General features: G+C 44.0%; 19 protein-coding genes. 5 read left to right on the top strand and 14 right to left on the bottom strand.

Annotated features, from left to right (window positions below):
* From AWH66_RS09605 to AWH66_RS09595, 3 genes are all read right to left on the bottom strand, one after another.
* A partial coding sequence (locus AWH66_RS09605) for an Hsp70 family protein (RefSeq protein WP_167360942.1) occupies positions 1 to 265 on the bottom strand: 265 nt, incomplete at its 3' end.
* A 203-nt stretch (positions 266 to 468) separates the two neighbouring features.
* Positions 469 to 888, bottom strand: a complete 420-nt coding sequence (locus AWH66_RS09600) for an Hsp20 family protein (RefSeq protein ID WP_063604860.1) — start codon at positions 886 to 888, stop codon at positions 469 to 471.
* Between the two features lie 294 nt (positions 889 to 1,182).
* Positions 1,183 to 4,029 carry a M16 family metallopeptidase gene (locus AWH66_RS09595; RefSeq protein WP_167360941.1) on the bottom strand — a complete coding sequence of 949 codons (2,847 nt, stop codon included), beginning with the start codon at positions 4,027 to 4,029 and terminating at the stop codon, positions 1,183 to 1,185.
* 352 nt (positions 4,030 to 4,381) lie between these two features.
* Between AWH66_RS09595 and glgC the strand changes: the two genes are divergently transcribed.
* Positions 4,382 to 5,695: a glucose-1-phosphate adenylyltransferase gene (gene glgC, locus AWH66_RS09590; protein ID WP_063604859.1), complete on the top strand. Its 1,314-nt coding sequence runs from the start codon at positions 4,382 to 4,384 to the stop codon at positions 5,693 to 5,695.
* 61 nt (positions 5,696 to 5,756) lie between these two features.
* Here the strand turns inward: glgC and AWH66_RS09585 are convergent, their stop codons facing one another.
* The 3 genes from AWH66_RS09585 to AWH66_RS09575 form a co-directional block, all read right to left on the bottom strand.
* Positions 5,757 to 6,887 carry an MFS transporter gene (locus AWH66_RS09585; protein ID WP_063604858.1) on the bottom strand — a complete coding sequence of 377 codons (1,131 nt, stop codon included), beginning with the start codon at positions 6,885 to 6,887 and terminating at the stop codon, positions 5,757 to 5,759.
* Between the two features lie 122 nt (positions 6,888 to 7,009).
* Entirely contained in the window at positions 7,010 to 7,960 is a 951-nt protein-coding gene (locus AWH66_RS09580; protein WP_063604857.1) for a glycyl-radical enzyme activating protein, read from the bottom strand.
* Between the two features lie 70 nt (positions 7,961 to 8,030).
* Entirely contained in the window at positions 8,031 to 10,322 is a 2,292-nt protein-coding gene (locus AWH66_RS09575; protein ID WP_063604856.1) for a pyruvate formate lyase family protein, read from the bottom strand.
* Positions 10,323 to 10,583: 261 nt separating this feature from the next.
* Here AWH66_RS09575 and AWH66_RS09570 point away from each other — a divergent pair, with 261 nt between their 5' ends.
* Together AWH66_RS09570 and AWH66_RS09565 are read left to right on the top strand one after the other, a co-directional pair.
* Positions 10,584 to 11,270 (top strand): GntR family transcriptional regulator, encoded by a 687-nt coding sequence (locus AWH66_RS09570; RefSeq protein WP_063604855.1) that lies wholly within the window; start codon positions 10,584 to 10,586, stop codon positions 11,268 to 11,270.
* A gap of 312 nt (positions 11,271 to 11,582) precedes the next feature.
* The gene (locus tag AWH66_RS09565) at positions 11,583 to 13,502 is read left to right on the top strand and encodes a PTS fructose transporter subunit IIABC (RefSeq protein ID WP_063604854.1); all 1,920 of its coding nucleotides are present in this window, start codon (positions 11,583 to 11,585) and stop codon (positions 13,500 to 13,502) included.
* A gap of 130 nt (positions 13,503 to 13,632) precedes the next feature.
* Here the strand turns inward: AWH66_RS09565 and AWH66_RS09560 are convergent, their stop codons facing one another.
* From AWH66_RS09560 to AWH66_RS09530, 7 genes are all read right to left on the bottom strand, one after another.
* Positions 13,633 to 14,460: an SPOR domain-containing protein gene (locus tag AWH66_RS09560; RefSeq protein ID WP_143081485.1), complete on the bottom strand. Its 828-nt coding sequence runs from the start codon at positions 14,458 to 14,460 to the stop codon at positions 13,633 to 13,635.
* Positions 14,461 to 14,471: 11 nt separating this feature from the next.
* Entirely contained in the window at positions 14,472 to 15,008 is a 537-nt protein-coding gene (locus tag AWH66_RS09555; RefSeq protein WP_063604852.1) for a PadR family transcriptional regulator, read from the bottom strand.
* Between the two features lie 61 nt (positions 15,009 to 15,069).
* Positions 15,070 to 15,261 carry a YqaE/Pmp3 family membrane protein gene (locus AWH66_RS09550; RefSeq protein ID WP_063604851.1) on the bottom strand — a complete coding sequence of 64 codons (192 nt, stop codon included), beginning with the start codon at positions 15,259 to 15,261 and terminating at the stop codon, positions 15,070 to 15,072.
* A 226-nt stretch (positions 15,262 to 15,487) separates the two neighbouring features.
* Positions 15,488 to 16,102: an outer membrane beta-barrel protein gene (locus AWH66_RS09545; RefSeq protein WP_063604850.1), complete on the bottom strand. Its 615-nt coding sequence runs from the start codon at positions 16,100 to 16,102 to the stop codon at positions 15,488 to 15,490.
* Between the two features lie 97 nt (positions 16,103 to 16,199).
* Positions 16,200 to 17,210, bottom strand: a complete 1,011-nt coding sequence (locus AWH66_RS09540) for a DUF1989 domain-containing protein (RefSeq protein WP_063604849.1) — start codon at positions 17,208 to 17,210, stop codon at positions 16,200 to 16,202.
* A 118-nt stretch (positions 17,211 to 17,328) separates the two neighbouring features.
* Entirely contained in the window at positions 17,329 to 17,628 is a 300-nt protein-coding gene (locus AWH66_RS09535; RefSeq protein ID WP_063604848.1) for a hypothetical protein, read from the bottom strand.
* Positions 17,629 to 17,640: 12 nt separating this feature from the next.
* Positions 17,641 to 18,561 carry a DUF1989 domain-containing protein gene (locus AWH66_RS09530; protein WP_038226100.1) on the bottom strand — a complete coding sequence of 307 codons (921 nt, stop codon included), beginning with the start codon at positions 18,559 to 18,561 and terminating at the stop codon, positions 17,641 to 17,643.
* Positions 18,562 to 18,814: 253 nt separating this feature from the next.
* Between AWH66_RS09530 and AWH66_RS09525 the strand changes: the two genes are divergently transcribed.
* A complete protein-coding gene (locus AWH66_RS09525) occupies positions 18,815 to 19,690 on the top strand; it encodes a LysR family transcriptional regulator (RefSeq protein ID WP_083399993.1) in 876 nt (291 codons plus the stop codon).
* Between the two features lie 145 nt (positions 19,691 to 19,835).
* The gene (yghU, locus tag AWH66_RS09520) at positions 19,836 to 20,696 is read left to right on the top strand and encodes a glutathione-dependent disulfide-bond oxidoreductase (protein ID WP_063604846.1); all 861 of its coding nucleotides are present in this window, start codon (positions 19,836 to 19,838) and stop codon (positions 20,694 to 20,696) included.
* Between the two features lie 69 nt (positions 20,697 to 20,765).
* On the opposite strand, the gene AWH66_RS09515 is transcribed toward yghU, so the two are convergent.
* A complete protein-coding gene (locus tag AWH66_RS09515) occupies positions 20,766 to 21,152 on the bottom strand; it encodes a hypothetical protein (RefSeq protein ID WP_063604845.1) in 387 nt (128 codons plus the stop codon).
* Between the last annotated feature and the right edge of the window lie 213 nt (positions 21,153 to 21,365).

Below are 21,365 nucleotides of genomic sequence, written 5' to 3'. Positions count from 1 at the left end.
GCATGATTTCGATATCACGCTGAACTTCTTCGTCTTCAAAACGACGACCGATCAGACGCTTAATAGCAAATAGCGTGTTCTCTGGGTTTGTTACTGCTTGACGTTTTGCAGGTTGGCCTACTAGCGTTTCGCCGTCGGTGTAAGCGATAACCGATGCGGTGGTGCGTTCACCTTCTGCATTCTCGATTACGCGTGGTTTGTCGCCATCGAGTACTGCAACACATGAATTTGTTGTACCTAAGTCAATACCGATAATTTTACTCATAATAATACCTCTCCGCTTCGCATTATTTTTTCTAATGCAAAGTATGTAATTCTATTCTTTATTTGAGTGCAAGTATTTCACTCTTGCACTCTAGATGTCGCTACACTGCATGTGTAGACAGCAATACTTTTTAGATAAGGCTAGTGAGATCCAATTTCAAATCGAATCCTAAAGTCGCCTTACCACATTCCACTTCTCAATAATTATTTGTTGATTGAGATTTTACGTGGCTGCATTGCTTCTGGAACTTCACGAACAAGATCGACGTGCAATAAACCGTTTTCCATGCTCGCTGCCTTAACAGTTACGTAGTCAGCAAGTTGGAATTTACGTTCAAAGTTACGCTCTGCGATGCCTTGATAAACGTAATTAGGTTTGGTTTCTACAGGCTTAACTTCACCAGAAACGATCAGCATATTTTCGTTCTGAGTAAGAGTTAGTGCATCTTCGGAGAAGCCGGCAACAGCCATCGTAATACGATAGTTATTTTCGTCTTTCTGCTCGATGTTGTATGGAGGGTATCCATTAGAAGATGGCTTTTTCGCGCTATTTTCCGCTAGGTTAAATAAGCGATCAAAACCAATGGCATGACGGTATAGGGGAGAAAAATCTACATTACGCATAATACTATCCTCATAAATAAGCAATAGTTCTTGGTGTTTTATTCACCAAGACCGGAGACATACTCTGTTGCACCTCATTGGCGCCTTAAGACATATGTTCCAAGTGTTAACAGGTTAAAGGAGCTTGTTGATATCGACTATTGCAACGTCAACGTCCCTTGATTACAGTTGCCATTACTTCCCTAATTAGGCGAAGTGGACAACTTAAGAACTCCATTCGGCAGTTCGTGTAATCAATATATGCTTCCGATATAAACCTGTCAACACTAATATTAGTTTTTTTTATTCTTCTTTTTATTTTGGCAGTACCGCAACTGTGATCATATCTTTCAGATTGATTTGTTTTGCTAACTGTTGAACATCAGCCACAGTCACCGCGGATGCTAACTGTTTAAACGTCTGCTCATTGGTAAGGTTCTCGGGATAACTTGAGGCTTTGTACATCAGACCAAACCAAAAACCATTATTCTCGTAGCTCTGTTCGATACCGTCAATCATAGGCGTCACTGCACGCTTAAGTTCATCACTCGATACACCCGTTTGCTGGATGTCGCTGATCAACTTACGATAGATATCAAAGACGACATCAACATTATCGACCGTGGTATTGCTGTTCAAACTAAGATAACCGTAGTCCTTGTACAGTAGTGACTGTGACGAATCTACCCATGGTGAATACGCCTTACCCGTCTTTTCTCGAATAGCATCGTTGACGCGTAGCTGCAAAATAGAACGCAGTACCGCTAATCCAACCACTCGCTTATAATCGCGTCCATCAGGCAGAGAGAAGTAGCCCGATGCTAGTGCCGTGTTCTGCTCTCCTTGGTGGTACAACGTATAATGCTCGCCCACGTTAAGCTGGATATCATCTCTTGGTCTAGGAACAAAATCTTGTGCCTTGATATTTAACGCCCCAAACGTCTGAGCGACATAATCCACCGCCTGTTGTTGGGTGATGTTACCCAGCAAAGACACTTCGATTGGACCTTGATTAACAGAGCGATCAACAAATGGCTTCAATGCGGTTAGCGGTAGTTTGTCGATTACCTCCACTTTCGGGTACTCCCAGCGAGGGTCATCTTGATACAGCACCTTACCGACATTAAAACCTAATACGCCTTCTGGAGTTGTCGGGTAACTGTCATAAACTGACTTGAGGCTCTGTACAGCAAGTGCATGACCGCTTGGTCTGTATCCAGGGTGCGTCAAAAATGCCGCAGCCACTTTTAGTTGGTCAAGGGCATCTTGTGGTGGAACTCGATAATGACCTTCGATAGCATCATCAGTCAGGTAGTAATTGGCGCCAATTTGTCTCCCTGAAAAAACCGATCGCAAATCGTTAATATCATGAGCTTCCAAACCTCCAGCAATAAAGGCCGAATCAAACAAGGTGGCTAATGCGGCATCTTTCTTCGCGAGATCAAGCTTGCCTTTACCCACTCGAATACTGATATAGACCGCGTTGGATTCAAACTCAGTTGGCTTAACATTGAGATAAACCCCATTATCGAATCGATATCGTGTTACACCTCCAAAGGCGGTTTTCTCGATTAGCTTGGCGTTACCTCGTTGCCCGAAGTTCTGATAGGCAAACTGTACTTTATCTGCTTCTGCATACGGCTTAACTTGTGTCGATTCACTGTCTTTGTATGCCTCAAGTACCGTCTGGGCCGTAACCTTGGACTGGGGTTTGTCCATCACATAAATTCTTGGGTGCTTGTCGCTCCAATGCTTGTTGAATATTTGGTTATACGCTGCAGTATCTTTCGGTAATACATCACTTTCGAATAATGACAGTGCAAACTCATTGCTCGTTGATACCGATTTATTGTTGATATCATTAACGACACCTGCTGCGTAGCTCGAACTCAGCGTATCTTTAGTGGCTTCAGCATCGAGCTTTAATAATGTGTGATATTTATCTAATTGACGCTGAATTTCTTGTTTAGAAAACCCGTACTTAACCGCCTGCCTTAGGGATGATTCCAGCATATTAACCCCGGCCTGCCATTGGTCCGACTTTGTCGCAACACTCAGTTGATTACTCGTAACAACATCAAACTGATTGTAAGAACCAACATAGGGAGATAACAGTTCGCCTTGGCTGGCGAAAGCTGTTGTCTCTAGGCGGTATTGAAGCGCCTGATTAGCTATATGAAGCATGAACTCTTCAACTCGCTTGGCACGAGAATCCGGCGCTCGGTTGATAGGCTCTAAGTAGTTAAGTTCAATATGTGTCGTCACATTGCTATCTTTAAACACTCTTGCTTCGGCTGTGGTTGGCAACGTCACTTGCTTGCCATAAGGAACAATGTCATGACCTTTGCTATCCCAGCTGGCAAATTGTTTCTCTACCATGGAGAACACAGATTGGACGTCAACATCTCCCGCAATAACTAAGGTTGTATGATTAGGCGTGTAATAGTTGTGGTAGAACGCTTTTAATCTCGCTTGATTAACTTCCTTCATACCTTCTAACGTACCAAGTGGGATACGATCGATAATATTCGCCCCTTGAAGTACATAGCTAGACCAATCTTTGAGTATTCTTAAGTCTAAAGTTGTTCGTTCGCGAACTTCTGATGAAATAACGGGTAACTCACGAGCAATAGCGTCCTTATCTAGTGTTAATTCTGATGCCGTTTCTCTCATCAAAAACAGGGCCGTCGATAGCGTCTCTTTATCGTTTTTAGGCAGTTCTAACATGTAAACCGTCTGCTTGAAGTTCGTCTCTGCATTACTGTCTTTACCAAAAGACAATCCGTGTCGCTCTAGAATCTGAACCATGTCTCCTTCAGGCACATGAGTAGAACCGTTAAACGCCATATGCTCTAAAAAGTGCGCAAGACCCGGTTGCTTGCCAGTTTCTTGTAACGATCCCGCACCAACTCGCATTCGAATCGAAATCGCTTTTTTCGGTTTTACGTTCTGAATCACGACAACCCGCATACCATTGTCTAAGACTTTTACATGCAATTTCTCATTCAACGGCAAATCGGACTGTTCAAACCAAAGAGTTGCTTTATTATTCGGCGTCTCAACATGTGCATTAGTTGCATATGAGAAAGATAAAAGGAGCAAGGTAACGATAAATGCTGATGATTTCATCAGATAAGCTCGACCTAATTGAGGAAAAACCATATCAAAAATTCCCTGAAAGTTGGTGTTGTCACTTGGGCGTAACAATACACAGATAGTGTGCATAGTTTCTTATTGTATTAAAAACTAACCAATGTCTTTGTAATAGTCTGTAGTAGCGTGTTTCGCAATTACATTGTTGCGAGGCATATGTGACAAATCACCTATTTCATAATTTTTGATAAATCTTTACCTACTATGGTATGGATTGCATAAGAGAATTCTGCTCTTATGGAAAGGATTATTAACGACGTCATCGAGCGTGAGAGTCGACAAAAAACCGTCCCAAAGAAGGGCGACGACCGCCACACTCCCCCGAAACGTCTTTTGTGCTTGTAATATAAGGAGTTATGCAATGCCGAAGGAAAATCAATATTCCCACATTTCTAGTAACGCTCGTCTTCGCAATACCACCGCGATGATCCTAGCGGGAGGTAAGGGAACACGGCTTAAAGAACTCACCTCAACTATCGCTAAACCAGCGGTCTCATTTGGCGGCAAGTTCAAAATCATCGACTTTGCCTTATCAAACTGTATCAACTCTGGTATTCGCAAAGTTGGCGTACTCACTCAGTACATGGCTCAAGACCTAATTAGCCATATACAATCAGGTTGGCAATCGTCCTATTCTGCCTTAGGTGAAGGTGTCCATATCATTCCTGCGCAACAACGTGTAGGCGAAAACTGGTATCGAGGCACCGCGGATGCTATCTACCAAAACCTCGATCTAATAAAACGACATGATCAAACTGAGCGCATCTTGATTCTTGGTGGTGACCATATCTACAAGATGGACTACTCCCGAATGATCAACTTCCACGTAGAAAGCGGCGCTGATGTCACCGTGGCTTGTATTCAAAAGCCTATCGAGCAAGCATCGGAATTCGGCGTAATGGGATTAAACGACGAAGGCGATATCATCAACTTTGTAGAGAAACCAACCAACCCAACTCCTATGCCTAACGATGACTCTAAGGCTCTCATTTCAATGGGCATTTACATTTTTAACGTAGACGTTCTAGATGCAGAGTTACGTCAGGCTCTTACCTGCCCTGACTATAAGCACGATTTCGGACACAACATCATCCCTAGCCTTATCGGTCGCAGCAATCTCAAAGGCTATGTATTTACAGAGCGTGGTCATCCGGGCGCCAATGGCTATTGGCGAGATGTCGGTCATGTAGATGAATATTATGCTGCTACCATGGACTTACTCGCACCGACACCAGAACTAGATATCTATGACAAGAGCTGGCCTATTATGACCAACCAAGTTCAGCGTCCTGGAGCTAAGTTTCTATTTAACGACCCGAATCGTCGCGGGTACGCCGTAGACTCAGTAGTTTGCGCTGGAGCAATTATCTCGGGGGCACAGGTTACACATACTTTGGTCTCTTCTGATGTTCGCATCGATGATTTTACCGAAATCACTGACAGTATTTTGCTGCCAAGTGCTTCGGTAGGACAAAACTGCAAGCTGAAGAAAGTGATTGTCGGCGAAAACTGTCACATTCCACACAGTATGGAAATCGGCTTTAACTTGGAATTGGATAAGCAGCGCTTTACCGTTACCGACGAAGGCATCATCCTCGTAACTCAGGACATGTTCCCGCTGAAAGAGGACAGCCCTCTCGTTTCCGAAGATCAGAAAAACGCTCAAACCGCATAACGACTTCTCGCATTTCTCTATCAAAACGCCCTATACCTAGGGCGTTTTTTTATCGATTAGGTTATACGTTGCGCGAGTTCTTTATAACTACCACCAGCACGAGCAGCACAAAGTACAGCCCAAGAAGCGGAAATGCAGAGCCGACTGGCAAAGTCGAAGCAACAAACGAGATCAACGCCGTACACAGCCAACTGCCCGAAAAAACGATGGCATTAGCGACACCGGCAATATGCGGGAAAGGTAGTAGCGCCTTTCCCAGATATAACGGAAACAGCATTCCCAGAGAAACGATAATCACGGCAACTGGCAACAAGAACGCCAACAGATTCAGCCCATAGATATATTGAAATGACATCCCAATCATTAACGCGGCTAGTGACACAGTGATTGCAACGTTAGTTTTCCGTTCAGCGGATATACTAAATAAAAAACGATTCGCCAAATTACCTAGCAACCAACATGCACCCAACGCTAAAGCAATGTTGCCATAAAACACCGGACTATAACCCAAACGAGATTGGATGATGAAAGGGCCGACGGTATTGAACGCTGGCAAAATACTATAGAAGACACCACAAATGATGGCAGTGCGTTGAAAGTTTCGATTTAAAACAATCTCGGTAAGATTGCTTCTGATTTGCTCCCCTCGTAATGGCTGTGCAACTTGCAGCGTTTCACTAAAAAACAACCAAAGAAAAACACCTCCTAATGCGACCCAGATTGCCAGCGCAATAAAGATCGATTGCCAACCAAACATAGATTCTAAATGTCCACCTACAAACGGAGACAAGGTAATTCCCATCGCAAACGAAATCGTAATCCAGTTAACCGCTTTCAGATACTCCGCTCCATGATACATATCTTTGATCACGGCCCTGCCGCCAACACAAACGAAAGACACGGCAAGCCCTTCAATCAGTCGAAGTACGATTAAGCTGTAGATATTGGGAGAAATGATGGATAGGAGTAAGGCAGTCACCAGCAGGAAGACTCCAATGAGCATTGGTTTCTTGCGGCCATATGCGTCGACAATGAAACCAGCAACTAGCTGTCCAAGACCAAAACCCAACATTGCTGCCGTAAATGACCACTGAGTCACCGTTTCAGAAGCCGAAAATTCGGTTCTGATGGAAGGAAGGGATGGTACGACAATATCCACTACTATCCCGCCTAAAGAGATGAGCAGGTACATAAGAATTGCGAGGTTATTTCTTTGCTGGTTAGTCATAGCAAGTAATAAAAGTATCAAGTTGGCCGTGTATCTATTCTTCCAATCGTAGCTCCCGTCAAAGTCTAGATAACAAAAATTCACAACTAACTCAGCGTAACGTTAATCTCACCATAACATTTTATCGATGCAATCCAAGAGTTCACCTCGTTGTCGTCAGGCATTTTCGCATCTACACCATACGTTTTGCCAATTTCGCTCGCTTTTCCTTTGCCGAAATTATGATAAGGAAGCACCTCTACCTTCTGGATATTTGTCATCAACTTCGCAAGCTGCGCAATTGCTGCAAAGTGGTCATCGGAAAGATTGTAACCGGGGATCATAGGGCAACGTAGAATCACCGATGAGTTGATTTCGTTAAGCAGCTGAAGGTTGGTATCTACCAAGCGGCGGGTCATACCCGTTAGCGTTTTATGAAGCTCATCTCCGGTGGCCTTGTAGTCAAATAAGAACAGATCAACATACGGTGCTATCGTTCGATAATGATCCGTTTTGGAAGCACCATTGGTTTCAACACATACATGCACACCATTAGCTTTGCACATTTTCGCCAGTGCTAAACAGAATTCGAATTGCTTAAGCGCTTCCCCACCGGATAGCGTAATGCCACCGCCTGACTTGTCGAAATACACCTTGTCTTTAATGACCTCAGCAAAAACCTGTTCTACCGTCATCTCTTTCCCATAGATCTTGAGTGCATCCTGCATACAAGCATCAACGCATTGACCACAGGTTTGGCAAGCTTCAAAATCAACGTGGTGGTTACCTTCAGCATCAAAGCTATGTACGTTGTTAGGACATACTTGCTCGCAGTGACGACAACCAACACATTTATCCGCATTAAACGCGAGCTGTTTCTGAGCGCTCAGTGATTCAGGATTGTGGCACCACACACACTTCATTTGGCAACCTTTCATGAACACTGCTGTTCTAACACCTGGGCCGTCATTGACACTGAATTTCTGAATGTCGAATACCACACCTGTCGTTGCTAATTGAGCGAAGGATGTTTGAGAAGTAGAGTCTTTGATGAGCATGTGCTGCCTCATAACTGTCGCGAGAAAAAAGGGCGAACCTAAACTGCCGTGTTCGCCCAATCGGAGGTGTTTAGTCGTTAAGCGTGCGATTTAGAATTTCTAGCTGTACGTCTTTATCTAGGTTGACGAATTTGGCACTAAATCCACCCACGCGAACCACAAGATTCGGGTATTTTTTTGGATTGTGATAAGCATCTTCAAGCTCACCTTTGCCAACTACGCTGACCATGATTTGTGGCCCGCCTTGCTCAAAGTAGCCATCCAGTAAGGCTTCAACGATCATGCGTTTGTTTTGGTACATATTCTTGCTGAACTTCATATTTTGTACTGAACCAGCATGTACCTCGGCTTTCAATTTTGCCAATGAATTTAGCATCGCTGTCGGTCCGTTCTTATCGGCGCCACTTTGCGGATTGTTGGCGTTACTCATATAAACGCCAGTGTGACGACCATCTGCCGAAGCGCTGGTTGCACGTCCCCACTCCGTGTTCACTTGGTTATTGATGATGACTACCAAGTAGCTATCCATACCCACTTTTGCCGCGGAATTTTTAATGCCGTTACATATGTACTCGTGCATTTCCACCGCAATATCATCAACATACGCATCATCATTACCAAACTTAGGTGCATTGATCAGGTCGTATTTCATACGGTCATAACCATCGAAATTGACGCGCAACGCTTGAATAAGCTCGCTATAACTGTATTTTTTGTCCTCAAAGATGACTTTTTTGATTGCCGCTAAAGAATCGTAAGCGTTGGTGTTGCCGTACGTTTCGTTAGTACCACCAAGCTTATATACGCCGCCATCCAGTAGAGCTTTACTGCGGCCAATACAGTCATCAGTCAAAATACTGGTAAATAGGAAACCCACTTCCTGATTCATCACTTGATAAGAGAATGCTTGAGCTTTCGAGGTCAGTTCAATATAGAAATCCAGCAGGTCTTTGTAGTTCTTGACCACATCATCAAAGCTTGTGACTTGCTCAGGTTGTAACAACGTGGTACCACCACTTTTGTTTTGACCGTCCCAGAAATCCGTGCCACCTGTCAGCGCAATGTTGAGAATTTTGAGGATGTTGATACACGTATTCGGAGTTCCAACACTTTTACCAGATAGTACAAACTCACCACAGCCGAATGGAACATAGTGTTGTGCATCTTGTTCGGAAATCTGCATCGAGTTCATCACAGCGGGAACGTTCACATCATCATTATAAAGAATCGGATAGGTCAGACCTTCGCCAATCGCTGCTAGGGCATCTTGGTAAACATCTTGATTCATCCCTTTATAAATTCGAAGAGTAAACTGCGGCTCAGTATCTTTGTTCTCACGCACTGCCTGAATCGCAAGCTTGCAATAAACATCTGCGGTTTCAGGATTACGTCGCCCAAGGCCACCGACAACGACGCGACCGTTAACCGTGGTTTTACGAGCTTCAATAAGGCGATAGTGTGATCGAATATAGTTGATGGCTTGACGTTCGGTAATGCGCCCCGCCTCCAAGTCGGCTACCAGCAAATCACCTAAGTAATCATCCATACGACCAAAGTTCACAACACCAGAACATAAGCTATACAACCATGAGAGCTGGATACCTTGTAAGAATGTTTGTGGTTTGTCATTACGAATGGCATTGAGCGCATCTATCAAATCATTCATTTGATGTTTGCGCGTTAGGTCTGTGGTGACTTCAAGCTGTTTTGCACACAGCTTGATGTGGTGATCAATGACCAGCTCAACAATATCAAAACAACCCAAGAAGGATTCATGTAGCGCAATGGCTTTTGTATCGTCACAAGCGCGAGCAGAATCGAGCTTGTCACCAATTAGGCGGCGCATACCGCCGATACCATTGTCAATCAGCTTATTGTAATCAAGGTACATGCCGCTAAGGCGTGCTGTGGCAATAGCAGGATAGTTTACGTCAACAAATTTACCAAGTGTGCTGTCGGTTAACGTTTGGCGGAAGTAAATGGAGCGCGTATCTCTCTCTTTCCAGTAGTCCAACAAGACGTCTACTCTGCTATGCTCTTCAGAAGAAAGTTCCGTTTTAAAGGCTTCAAGTTTGTCAAAATTGCAGTAGTGACCCACGCCACCTACAGAAGTCACACTACCAAAACCAATAGGCAGAGCATCTAGACGACCCACGACGATATCATCCGATTCGATTTGGCGGAACAACACAGGATAGAGTTCAGACAGGCAAGCAACTTCTCGTTTATAAAGATTTTCTTTGCTTTGATGGGCTCGCGTATACGCTTCCATAATTTCAAGCTGCATTATTGCTGGCTTCTCACATGGAATTTTCTTGTTTACGTCTACTTGGCTTGGATTATTTTCGATTTTGGATGACATGGTAGGGCTCCTCGTATCTTTATGAGATAACCATAAATCCCCACTAAAAATATGTAAATACAAATATTAGTGATTTTGCTAAAAGAATGATCGAGATCATGCATCAAAAAATGTTACTAACCACTTTGTTTTGGAATGGGCTTTTCTGGTAACATCTTAAGTATTAACGGATAGTCTCTCGCTACCTTTAACCAGATATGTGTTAACAGGTATAGGCTTAAGAGGCTTTGGTCAGCAATTTGTATAGTTGTAAATGAAGTAATGAAATACGTAGAAGTTTATCAAGCAATCAAGGCTGACATTATCAATGGCCTTTCTCCAGCTTGGTCTCAGCTCGAAGGTGAGCATGCACTATCGGATAAATTTGGTGTCAGTCGCCCGACGTTAAGAAAGGCGATTGAGAAATTAAAACAAGAGTCTTTTGTGCACTCCAGACAAGGTTCTGGGATTTTTGTTAATCCGCCAGAATTCTATCAAGACAACAATTTAACCAGTATTTCTGAGCGAATTAATAAAGACACTGACCTAAAAAACATCGTACTAGAATTTAGTTCAGTCCTTGCAGATCAAACACTTGCAGATAGGTTTCGTTTAGACGTTGGCGCCAGTCTTCATCACTTCAAACGAATGCGTATTATCAATGGTGAACCCGCTATTCTTGAAGAAACTTGGATGCCTAAGAGTTTATTTCCTGACTTTACTGAAGCTAATTGTGAGCACTCTGTTCTTACCTATGTAGAACAAGTTGCAGGGCATAACATAAGTCATGATGCAAAAACCATCTCCGGCAAGATGCTGAATGACAAAGAAGCATTCCTACTAAGAGTCGAACCTGGACACTTGTGCCTTTCTATCCAACATAATGTGTATCTCCTGCATTCAGTACTCGCGCAGTACACAATTGAAACCTTGGCTTCAAACGAACTGACCACTGTATCAATACGCTGATTTATCAGTTAGTTAGCCCCCCTTATAGGCGGTTTCATCCTATTAAAACCGCCTGTTCTCTCTCCTCAGCTTCCCTACGCCTTTGGGTAAAGCCCAGTAAAAATCACCACTTGACTTAACAAATATTTTTGTGATTTTGGAAGTGCTTTGGTTTCCAATATTCGTTATCCACCTCACAGTTCACCACAAATCAACATAACCACACACAATATAATGATTTAGATCAATCTCTATCTACAAAACCATTACTAAGATTATTTTAAATTTGTAAATACATAAATTAAAAATCCCTACCAAGAAGAGATCTACATTATGATGAAAGAGATCCTAAACGCGCAGCTAATCAAACTTGATTTGGCGGCAACCGACAAGGACGCGGTATTCAATGAATTAGCAGATGTGCTAGTCAATGCTGGCAAAGTATCTGACAAACAACAATTTGTGAAAGATGTCTGGGCACGCGAAGAAACCGGTAACACAGGTTTTGAAGATGGCATTGCACTGCCACATGCCAAGAGCGCCTCTGTTGTTTCACCAGCGATTGCCATTGGTATCAGCAAACAAGGTATCGAATACGGCGCGGAAGACGGTCAACCTTCTAATATCTTCTTTATGATTGCTTCGCCTGAAAAAGCGAGCAACTTCCATGTCGAAGTCCTTGCGAAACTATCTTCAAAGATAGTTGAGCCTACATTTTTAGAAAGCCTACGTAACGCGACCTCTAATGAAGAAGCGCTTGCCCTATTAGTTGCAGATGACAAAACATCACAACCAACTGTCGCCGCAACCAATGGCTTTATTATTGGTGTGACAGGTTGTCCGGTAGGGGTTGCACACACCTACTTAGCAGCAGAGGGCATCGAAAATGCTGCCGCCGAAATGGGGTACGAGTGCAAAGTTGAAACAAACGGCTCTGTCGGTGTTAAAAACATCCCTACTGAAGAAGAAATCGCCCGTGCCGACGCCATTGTTGTCGCTTGCGATAAACAAGTTGATCTCAATCGCTTTAAAGGCAAACGCGTTATTATCACTGGCGTCAAAAAAGCTATCAAAGATGCTGACAAGTTGATTGAGCAAGCTCTGGCTGCGCCGCTCTATGCTGGTGATGGCAAATCTAGCGCGAGCCAAGCAACAACGAGTCCTGGTGGCTCAGGAAAAGACCTATATAAGTACCTAATGAATGGCGTATCTCACATGATCCCATTTGTAGTGGTCGGCGGTATTTTGATTGCTATTTCCCTAGCTATAGGCGGAGAACCAACGCCAGGCGGCCTTGCTATTCCTGAAGGCAGCTTGTGGAACAAGATCCTTGATGTCGGTGTGGTCGGCTTCACCCTAATGATTCCGGTTCTAGCCGGTTATATTGCTTACGCTATCGCTGATCGTCCAGGGCTTGCGCCGGGCCTCATTGGAGGCTGGATTGCTAACAACGGTTCATTCTATGACGCTGATGCTGGTACAGGCTTTATTGGTGCCATCATTGCTGGTCTCTTGGTTGGTTACTTCGTGAAATGGATTGTCAGCTTCAATTATTCGAAGATGATTCAACCACTTGTCCCTATTATGATCGCGCCAATCGCTGGCTCGCTCTTTATTGCCGCCGTATTCATTTTTATCATCGGTGCCCCAATCGCAGGCATCATGGAAACCATGAACAACGTCCTAGCGAACTTATCAACCGGTAACGTAATCATCATTGGTTTGGTCATCGGTTTGATGCAAGGTTTCGATATGGGTGGTCCATTTGGTAAGGTGGCCTTCCTATTCAGTGTCGGCCTGATTGCCGAAGGACAAACTCAGTTTATGGGTGCACAAGCGGCAGCCATTCCAGTGGCTCCATTAGGCATGGCATTAGCTGCATTCCTCGGTAGCCGCATGAAACTATTCGAACGTGAAGAAGTCGAAAACGCAAAAGCCGCAACCGCTATGGGTATGGTCGGTATCTCTGAGGGTGCTATTCCGTTCGCTGCACGTGACCCATTTGCCGTAATCCCCGCAAACATGATTGGTTCAGCAGTAGCTTGTGTGCTTGGCTTTACCTTCGGTCTAACTTGCAACGTTGCACACGGTGGTCCAATCGTCGTTCTACTTGGTGCGTTCAACAAACCTGTTTTAGCGTTGCTCGCAATGGCTATCGGTGTTGTCACTACAGCCGCTGTTGCGATTACACTGAAGAAGATTCGCTATAACAAAGCACAAAAAGAGCAAGCGACACAGTTGGCACTGAGCTAACTCTCCCTGCATATTCGTTGTCTCTACCATAAGTGAGCAGACGACGTCATAAGCCAGCAGCGAACACTGCTGGCTTTTTTGCTTAGCCAAATACGCAAAGGTCGGCTCACCACAATCATGTCTGTTTAGGTTATCGTTTGCACACTAAATAGAGTTTCGATTTTGTCGTCGCAGATACGCTTTTTCCATCAAGAAACGCGGCTTGTTGTTCATCTAGCCAGAAGGGTAAAGCTTTGGGCCATGCAGCCACATCAATATGACGTTGTAGAGCTTCAATATCCGGCTTAGTTATTAAACTTGCATTTAATGATTGGCACGTCTGCTTCGCGACTTCATAAGAAAAACGCTGCCAACGTTGGTTGACTTCCCAGTTAGAAGTGCGTTGACTTTCCGGATAGGTGGGAATAAAGAATATCTGTTCGCCAATCTGTTGTTGGTTCTCAAAAACAACCTTTGATTCGTTGTAACTCTTAAGGACTGATGTCACTTGAACGCGATTCACAGGGGTTAAAACGTGCTGCCGGAGAAACGTCTCTTTTTTAATCAGACTTGAAATATAGCGTCCGGCCATCTTGGCATCGATAAATTGAGAGTAGGGACCAATCAAGCATCGGTAGTACTCTCCATCAAAAGACTGCACTAGGTTATTTTGCGTCGCAATTGCCACCCTTCGATGAGTATCATCAACATGAAATGGTTTAGAAGAGGCTCCGCATTGAACCCAATAGAAAGCTGGTTTGTGGTCGGGTTCATCATTTCCATACAGCCCTTTACCAATAGGGCAGTCCGGTGATAGTAGCGGCAAAAATGATGAGTATCGCGTTGTATCACAACGCTCTTGTACGTACTCAGTAACCACACTTTCATGTTCAAGCGCCAACAGCGGAAAGCTATTGATAAGTAAGACGGTTAGAGCGAACCGTTTGTAGTGTGAAACCAGCGAAGAGTACATTCCCAAAGCGAGTTCCTCTACAGCACTTCAGGAGCGCTCACAACCTCTCGCTCTGACGCTTCATCAATGCATTCGTTTAGCCATTGGATTCGTGCTTGTAGCTGTTTACATTGAAGCTTAGCGGAAGAAGTTTTCTGCCTGTCGTGAGCAACATTTTCTAGATAAAGCAGAATGTTGTTCAGCGCTTGTTGAGTTTGGTGCAAACCTCTGCGCAAATGTGAATGTATGACATCACTAGAATCCATACTTACGCTTGCCATCAACTTTGAGCACAGCTCATCTCGTGTTGCTGGGAATGCTAGCTTTCTTCCGAGCCAATTGGAAAGTGCCTCTCTCCCCTCTTTTTCAACTATATACTGTCGTTCTGTTGGCTGATAGCTGTGCTCGGTCGTACTCATACTAATCCAACCATGCAAGATCATTCGTTTTAGTTCGGTATATACCTGTTGAGAGTTAACTTGCCAGTATGGTAACGCATTGATAGTTCGAACTAACGTCGCACCATTCATCGCTTTTGTACTAAGGTGAGTCAATAAAATGTATTTGAGTGCCATATTCGCCAGATGATTCAAGGAGTTGGTTTAACATTCTCGAGAGCTAAGTTCAAAACCCTCTCTATTCATCATCTAAGGCAACGTTTATTTTCATATCTGTTTCGTATTGATTTAGTGCATACACCGACCAAATAACCGCAGGTATCCAACCAATTAACGTTATTTGCAGTATCAGACAGATCACTCCCGCAACAGGTTTTCCGATTGTGAAAAATTGCAGCCATGGAACAAGAATCGCTAGTAATAGTCTCATTAGTGTTTCCCTATTGACCAAAAGGTTGGTCATCTACCATTGAAAATATTGCACTAGTATATCTTTCACTCGAAAACATTGATGTCCGATTATTCTTGCTTTGTTTCCTTCATTCTTAATAGGTTGGCATCTATTTGAATCCGCAAATCCGGCCAATGCGATAATAAATTGTGGCAACCTAAAAACAAAACCAGAGGAAATCAGGCGATCTCCTCTGGTTGTTCATTTAGAACTTAAACCCGACGGTAAATCCAAATTGGGCGTTCTCTTTCACTGGGGTTCGTACTTCTTGGTTTGCTGTCATATAAAGACTTTGTACTCTTGCATCTGCATAGATACCCAAAGGCGTGGTTAGCCTTAAACCCGCAGCGGTCGTCAGATAGTTTCCTGAAAAATTACCGCTATATGAGTCAATATTATTTTGGGTGCCGCTAGGGAGAGCGACTAGAAGCCCCACATTGTGCGACTCAATAGAACCACTTACGTGTGCACCGCCAAAAGCCGCATACGGCTTTAGGTCCCACCCGTCCGCGATATTGAAAGCATAACCTATTTCACCTTCAATTCGCGCATCGTAACCATCCGCCTTGCCACCATACAACGCCTTAGAGGAGATTTGATTGTGCTCACCATCAAATCTCATTAATGAACCATTAACTGAGAAAATCCGATTAAAATCATAACCAAACTCGATTTTTGGCTGTGCCTTTAGTGTCCCTAGTCCATCCACTTTCATCCCTGTCGTTGCCCCGGCTCCAATACGAATACCAGCATAGTCATTGCTTGCTTGAGCCATGCTCGAGAAACCCGTTACTAAAGCAACTAACAGTACTTTTTTCATTTACTACCTCTGTCTTTGGAAATGACGCGCAAATAGCGCAAGTTACAACCGCCTAACCCCGCTAAAAAGCGGGGGAAGAAGGAGGAAGAGGTATGTACTACCTTGAAGCTAAGTGGGTTAGTTCGACAGGTAGTTTAATCTCGTCGACTGGGCAATCATGGGCTAGCGTTTGGTCACGCTTGGCAACACGCTCCAATGCAGCTTGTTCCCAACCTTGAATCCGCTCTGTGGCTTCGCCGTGTATAGGCGCAATACCCGTGTCATACACTTCAATAAACACATCGTTATTCTTAATCTTTGAATAACAGGTGTGTTGGTCTCCATAAGGGCAGTTGGAAATCACAACGTACAGGTCTTTTTCTGCGTACCACTCAATCGCAGTCCCGTCTTTCACTGGTGGAGTTGGACACATGCGAGCTCGCGTAATTCGGTTCTCATCTTGGGCAAAGCGATTGCCTTGAAAGATATTCCAATCATTACGGTCCGAGAAAAATTGAATCACTTCCTGACGCAAGGTGTCATCTTCAATGTTAGCTATGGCAGGAATGCGCCCAAAGCCGTGAATAAAGTTCTCATGACAAGAGTTACGCACGTTTTCTTTACCTTGTGCCAATCCAATCAACTCAGGAGAACAATGCGCCGCTAACCAAATGTGTGAAAAACCTTCTGGTAATTCGTCATATGGGAACTCATCTTCCACCAGCGTCGCCATCTTTTCGAAATGACGGCTTTGAGACCAGATACCGGAATAGAGTCTTTGGTTGAGCCCTTCAACCGCTGTAGAGCTTAAATGACAACTGTATTGCTCTAAGTCGGGAGTCACCATTAGCACGTCCATAATCTGAGTACGACCATTGTTGCCTTCTGCGTTTGGACGCTGCTCAATACGAATAACCTGACCTTTTTTCACTAAGAAGGCATTACCGGTTTCTGCTTCAAGTACGTCCGTGTAAACCAACTGACGTTTTTTACCAGACTTAGTCGCTCTCACTTTTTGATAGAAGTCCAAGTCTGGGCTGATTGCTCTCGCAAACGTCTCTACTGGATCAACATCAGAGTTATAACTAGAGTCGAAGTTTTCTACTTGATTTACATATTTATGGCACATAAGTATTTACCTATGATTGCAACATCCATGTAGGCTACGGCCGAGGGTTCCTGGCTCGACTTCAGAAATTTAGTAAGCGTCCTTGCTCAGTTTTTGTCCTTTAAAAGATTGATGTCTGTTACTTACTATTGCGCTTTGAAGATTTAAACAACGTCTTAATCTTGCGCTTTAGCAAGCCTACGAGGGGCTTTCCTAGAATGGCGATGGAGCCAAATAAAATGACTTCATTAATGGCAAAACCAATGCCGACTATCGATACCGTTTGTTCTGCTGACCAACTCATTGAAGCGCCTAGAGCTCCAAGTCCTGCTGGCACAGCAAACATCCCTATGTTGGTGATAATGAAGGCAACCAGCGCCACCTTCTTTATCGGAGTATCAACCAACATTGTTAGATTTGAGTCTGGTTGATTCGACATAAAGACCCCTCTCTATTTAATCGAGTTATCTTTGGTCGCAATGCGTTGGTAGATTCGCTCTTCCCAACCACCAATCTCTCCCAAGTGTTTGGTTTCCGGTTGAATTCCGGTGTCATAAACGCTCACATACACTGGGTTTGGACGAGCCTCTGGGTAAGGCAATGCCTGGTCTGCGTAAGGACAATTGCTTACCACTACGTAAATGTCTTTTTCAGCATAGAATTCACAGCCGACACCATCATCAACCGTCGGCGTAGGGGCTAAGACACAGCGCGTAATACCATTGTCGTCTTGAGTGAATTTATTTGGTTGGAACATATTCACATCATTTCGGTCAGCAAATGTCTGTACCACTTGACGTCGTAGTGTTTCATTTTCGATCGCTGCAATTGCCGGGACTCGGTTAAAGCCTTGAATAAAGTTCTCTTGGCAGCTATTCACGTTACCTTCTTCGCCATAACACATATGTAGCCATTCGGGGCAGCAGTGCGCTGCGAAGAAGATGTGACTAAAGTCTTCATCCATTTTTTCGTATGGAAACTCATCTTCAACCAAGGTTACGATTTTCTCCATATAACGGCTTTGTGACCAAACTGCGCTGTACAGCCTTTGATTCAGCCCTTCTACCGCGCTGGTATTTAGATGGTCCCCATATTGTTCAAGGTCTGGGGTGACGAAATGAACGTCGATGATTTGAGTGCGATTATTGTGTAGGCTTGGACGCTGTTCAAAACGAATGACCTGACCTGCTTTCACCAAGAATGCATTACCCGTGTGAGGTAACAACACATCATCATAGACATGCTGGCGTGTGCCATTAGCTTTAGTGCCACGAACGTCTTCATAGAAAGCGACGTTTGGTGAGACTTTACGCTCATAGGTTTTTACTGGGTCAATGTCTTCGTTGTATACAGATTTGATGTCAGTTGTCATGGTCTTTACCTTCTCTAACTATAAATAAAGCGCGTCCGTTCAACTATGTATTGTCAAAACGTTGTTGCCGTTTCCCCTCTGACAACGCCTATATTAGTCATTTTTTCTGAAATACAAATTCAGTAAACCTTAAGAAAAATTGACAGTTTAAGGCGGAGAGCTTAGCAATTACCCCGAGTTGCAAAGCTTATGAATTCACCTAACATTAAGTGTTATCTACAAGACCAAGAACTGAGGTGTAAGTTTTACTGACATGTTAACTGTTAATCTGCTCCAACTTCAGGCATTCGTTCTTGCTGCGGAAACCGGCTCATTTTCTGCCGCAGCAAGGAAAATGAAGAAGACCCATTCAGCAATCAGCATGACCATCTCCAATTTAGAATTAGATGTTAATCAAGCGTTGTTTGATCGTTCCACGCGCAACCCTACCTTGACGGCTGCTGGTGAGGTTCTTCTAAAAGAAGCCAAGCTTGTCTTAGCGCAGTGTGAGAATTTTGAGCGCTTGGCTAATGAACTTGACCCAGAAGAAGAAACGGAATTTACCTTGGCGTTGGATAGTGTTTACAGCGTTCCGATGGAAAAAGAGATCCTGACGTTGCTCGCCGACAAGTTTCCTAAACTCAAACTCAAACTGGTCGAGAAACCTTCCTCCGGAGTTATTGCATCAGTAGTAAAAGGTGAGGCTAACATTGGTTTCACCCTGCTAGAGCAACCTATTTTCAGCAATCTAGGATCCATCGCACTGCCTTCAGCGGAGCTGCTATACATAGCTAGTCCAGAGCACCCATTAGCCAAACTGGAAAAAGTGACACTCGTGGACTTACAACGTCACAGGCAAGCTTATCTTTCCCATGACGCCAAAGCTAAGGATACCACCGTCTCAGCCAACGTCTGGGAGTGTGAATCTATATCCGCCGCCAAGACGGCTATCGCCTATGGAGCTTGCTGGGGAATGGCGGTTGAACCCTTTATTCGACCGCAAATTACTTCAGGACTACTCGTTAAACTCAATGTTGAGTCATCGCTCAAAAAGAGTATTCCTGCGGCTTTAATATGGAAAATTGGTGATGAGTCAGGGCGCGTTCACAATGCAATTCGAGCTTTGTATTCCGAACAAAAGCCGAACTAAAAGACCATCAACTTTCTCGTCATATAATATAATTGAACGATTGTTCAAAATGTTTGCGATACCAATAAAAACGAGTTAGGATTTTTCTATCAAGTCGAATTCTGATGAAGCTAAAAGGCTTCCATTCAATGCATTAGGAGATGCTATGAGTAACGAATATATCCCACCTAAAGTTTGGACTAACGACAGTGAAAGCGGCGGCCAATGGGCTAGCATTAATAGGCCGGACTCTGGAGCGCGCCATGAACAGGCTCTGCCGGTAGGAGAACATGCGCTACAGCTTTACTCTCTGGCCACACCAAATGGGCAGAAGGTTACCATCATGCTCGAAGAGCTGCTTGCTCTGGGTAAATCTGACGCTGAATACGACGCTTACTTAATCAACATTGGTGAAGGCGATCAATTTGGCTCTGGCTTTGTAGACGTTAATCCAAACTCAAAGATCCCAGCACTGCTCGACCGTTCAGCACAGACACCTGTGCGAGTATTTGAATCGGGTAACATCCTACTCTATTTAGCAGAGAAGTTCGGAGCCTTACTGCCTACCGATCCTGCTAAGCGCGTTGAAGCGATGAACTGGTTATTCTGGCTTCAAGGCTCAGCCCCTTATCTTGGTGGCGGTTTCGGTCACTTCTACGCTTACGCACCAGAAAAATTCGAATACCCGATCAACCGTTTCACTATGGAAACAAAACGCCAGTTACATTTATTAGACGCTAGGCTCGCTGAGAATCAATACCTTGGTGGTGACGAATATAGCATTGCTGATATTGCGACCTGGCCTTGGTATGGCAATCTAGTGATTAACAACCAATACAATGCCGCTGAGTTTTTAGACGTAGAAAGCTATCCAAACCTCATTCGCTGGGCTAAAGACATCGCAGCGCGCCCAGCCGTTCAACGTGGTCGAATCGTTAACCGCTCTTGGGGCGAAGAATGGGAAACACTCGCTGAACGTCATAGCGCTGCTGATATTGATGCAGTATTGGCGAAGCAACCTAAATAAATAGCGTCACTGACTAAATTTAAGAGCGAGTTCTGCCCAGTTCTCGCTCTTCTGTTTGTATTTTGATAATTAGAAATACACCCTAAAACCTGCTCTGGCCTCAAGCTCTATATCAAATTGATCCAAATAGATCGCAGGGGTCACGTCCACATAAAACCCCACAGGCTTCACTCTAAATTCCGCTCCGATTCCCGGTGTAAAGGCGATATAACGACTATTGCGATTCACATAGTGTCCACCTGCGAAAAAATAAATCGGTGTATTCTGTATGCCAAAAACTTTGTTGACACCAAAGCCCATTTTATCGTCGAGGCTGACGTTAAAACGTAAATCATTATGTTTCACATCGAGCCCCCAATAAGGGTCACCAACGAATAAGCCAATACCGGTGTCTGCGTTAGCCATTGATACCGAAAATAGTGCAATGACTAAAAGTAGTTTGATACGTTTTTTCATTACTGTTCCACTGCTTGTAAAAGCCGCCAAAGTAAGTTAGCAATTTCAATATATTGTTAGCGATCTATAGGCTTGACCTATATTTCACAGTGCTGAATAACACTTGAGCAGAATTGACGCAGGCGTAACGCGGTAGAAATAGTTGCTCACATTTAGAATGTAAAACAAGAAAGTAGAAGGTAGGGTGCAACGAAAAACGACCGTCATAGGACG

Origin of the sequence: Vibrio barjaei (assembly GCF_001639065.2) — a bacterium.
GTDB classification, from domain to species: Bacteria; Pseudomonadota; Gammaproteobacteria; order Enterobacterales; family Vibrionaceae; genus Vibrio; species Vibrio barjaei.
The sequence above is the reverse complement of the archived record's forward strand: the minus strand, read 5'-3'. Positions and strand labels throughout refer to the sequence as shown.

Excerpts from the sequence above, each read along its gene's own strand:
- AWH66_RS09525 (WP_083399993.1), top strand. The coding sequence starts at position 18,815 with ATGTTAACTGTTAATCTGCTCCAACTTCAGGCATTCGTTCTTGCTGCG.
- AWH66_RS09540 (WP_063604849.1), bottom strand. The coding sequence starts at position 17,210 with ATGTGCCATAAATATGTAAATCAAGTAGAAAACTTCGACTCTAGTTAT.
- AWH66_RS09565 (WP_063604854.1), top strand. The coding sequence starts at position 11,583 with ATGATGAAAGAGATCCTAAACGCGCAGCTAATCAAACTTGATTTGGCG.
- AWH66_RS09515 (WP_063604845.1), bottom strand. The coding sequence starts at position 21,152 with ATGAAAAAACGTATCAAACTACTTTTAGTCATTGCACTATTTTCGGTA.
- AWH66_RS09555 (WP_063604852.1), bottom strand. The coding sequence starts at position 15,008 with ATGGCACTCAAATACATTTTATTGACTCACCTTAGTACAAAAGCGATG.
- AWH66_RS09535 (WP_063604848.1), bottom strand. The coding sequence starts at position 17,628 with ATGTCGAATCAACCAGACTCAAATCTAACAATGTTGGTTGATACTCCG.
- AWH66_RS09585 (WP_063604858.1), bottom strand. The coding sequence starts at position 6,887 with ATGTACCTGCTCATCTCTTTAGGCGGGATAGTAGTGGATATTGTCGTA.
- AWH66_RS09570 (WP_063604855.1), top strand. The coding sequence starts at position 10,584 with ATGAAATACGTAGAAGTTTATCAAGCAATCAAGGCTGACATTATCAAT.
- AWH66_RS09580 (WP_063604857.1), bottom strand. The coding sequence starts at position 7,960 with ATGCTCATCAAAGACTCTACTTCTCAAACATCCTTCGCTCAATTAGCA.
- AWH66_RS09575 (WP_063604856.1), bottom strand. The coding sequence starts at position 10,322 with ATGTCATCCAAAATCGAAAATAATCCAAGCCAAGTAGACGTAAACAAG.
- AWH66_RS09530 (WP_038226100.1), bottom strand. The coding sequence starts at position 18,561 with ATGACAACTGACATCAAATCTGTATACAACGAAGACATTGACCCAGTA.
- AWH66_RS09595 (WP_167360941.1), bottom strand. The coding sequence starts at position 4,029 with ATGGTTTTTCCTCAATTAGGTCGAGCTTATCTGATGAAATCATCAGCA.
- AWH66_RS09545 (WP_063604850.1), bottom strand. The coding sequence starts at position 16,102 with ATGAAAAAAGTACTGTTAGTTGCTTTAGTAACGGGTTTCTCGAGCATG.
- glgC (WP_063604859.1), top strand. The coding sequence starts at position 4,382 with ATGCCGAAGGAAAATCAATATTCCCACATTTCTAGTAACGCTCGTCTT.
- yghU (WP_063604846.1), top strand. The coding sequence starts at position 19,836 with ATGAGTAACGAATATATCCCACCTAAAGTTTGGACTAACGACAGTGAA.
- AWH66_RS09550 (WP_063604851.1), bottom strand. The coding sequence starts at position 15,261 with ATGAGACTATTACTAGCGATTCTTGTTCCATGGCTGCAATTTTTCACA.
- AWH66_RS09600 (WP_063604860.1), bottom strand. The coding sequence starts at position 888 with ATGCGTAATGTAGATTTTTCTCCCCTATACCGTCATGCCATTGGTTTT.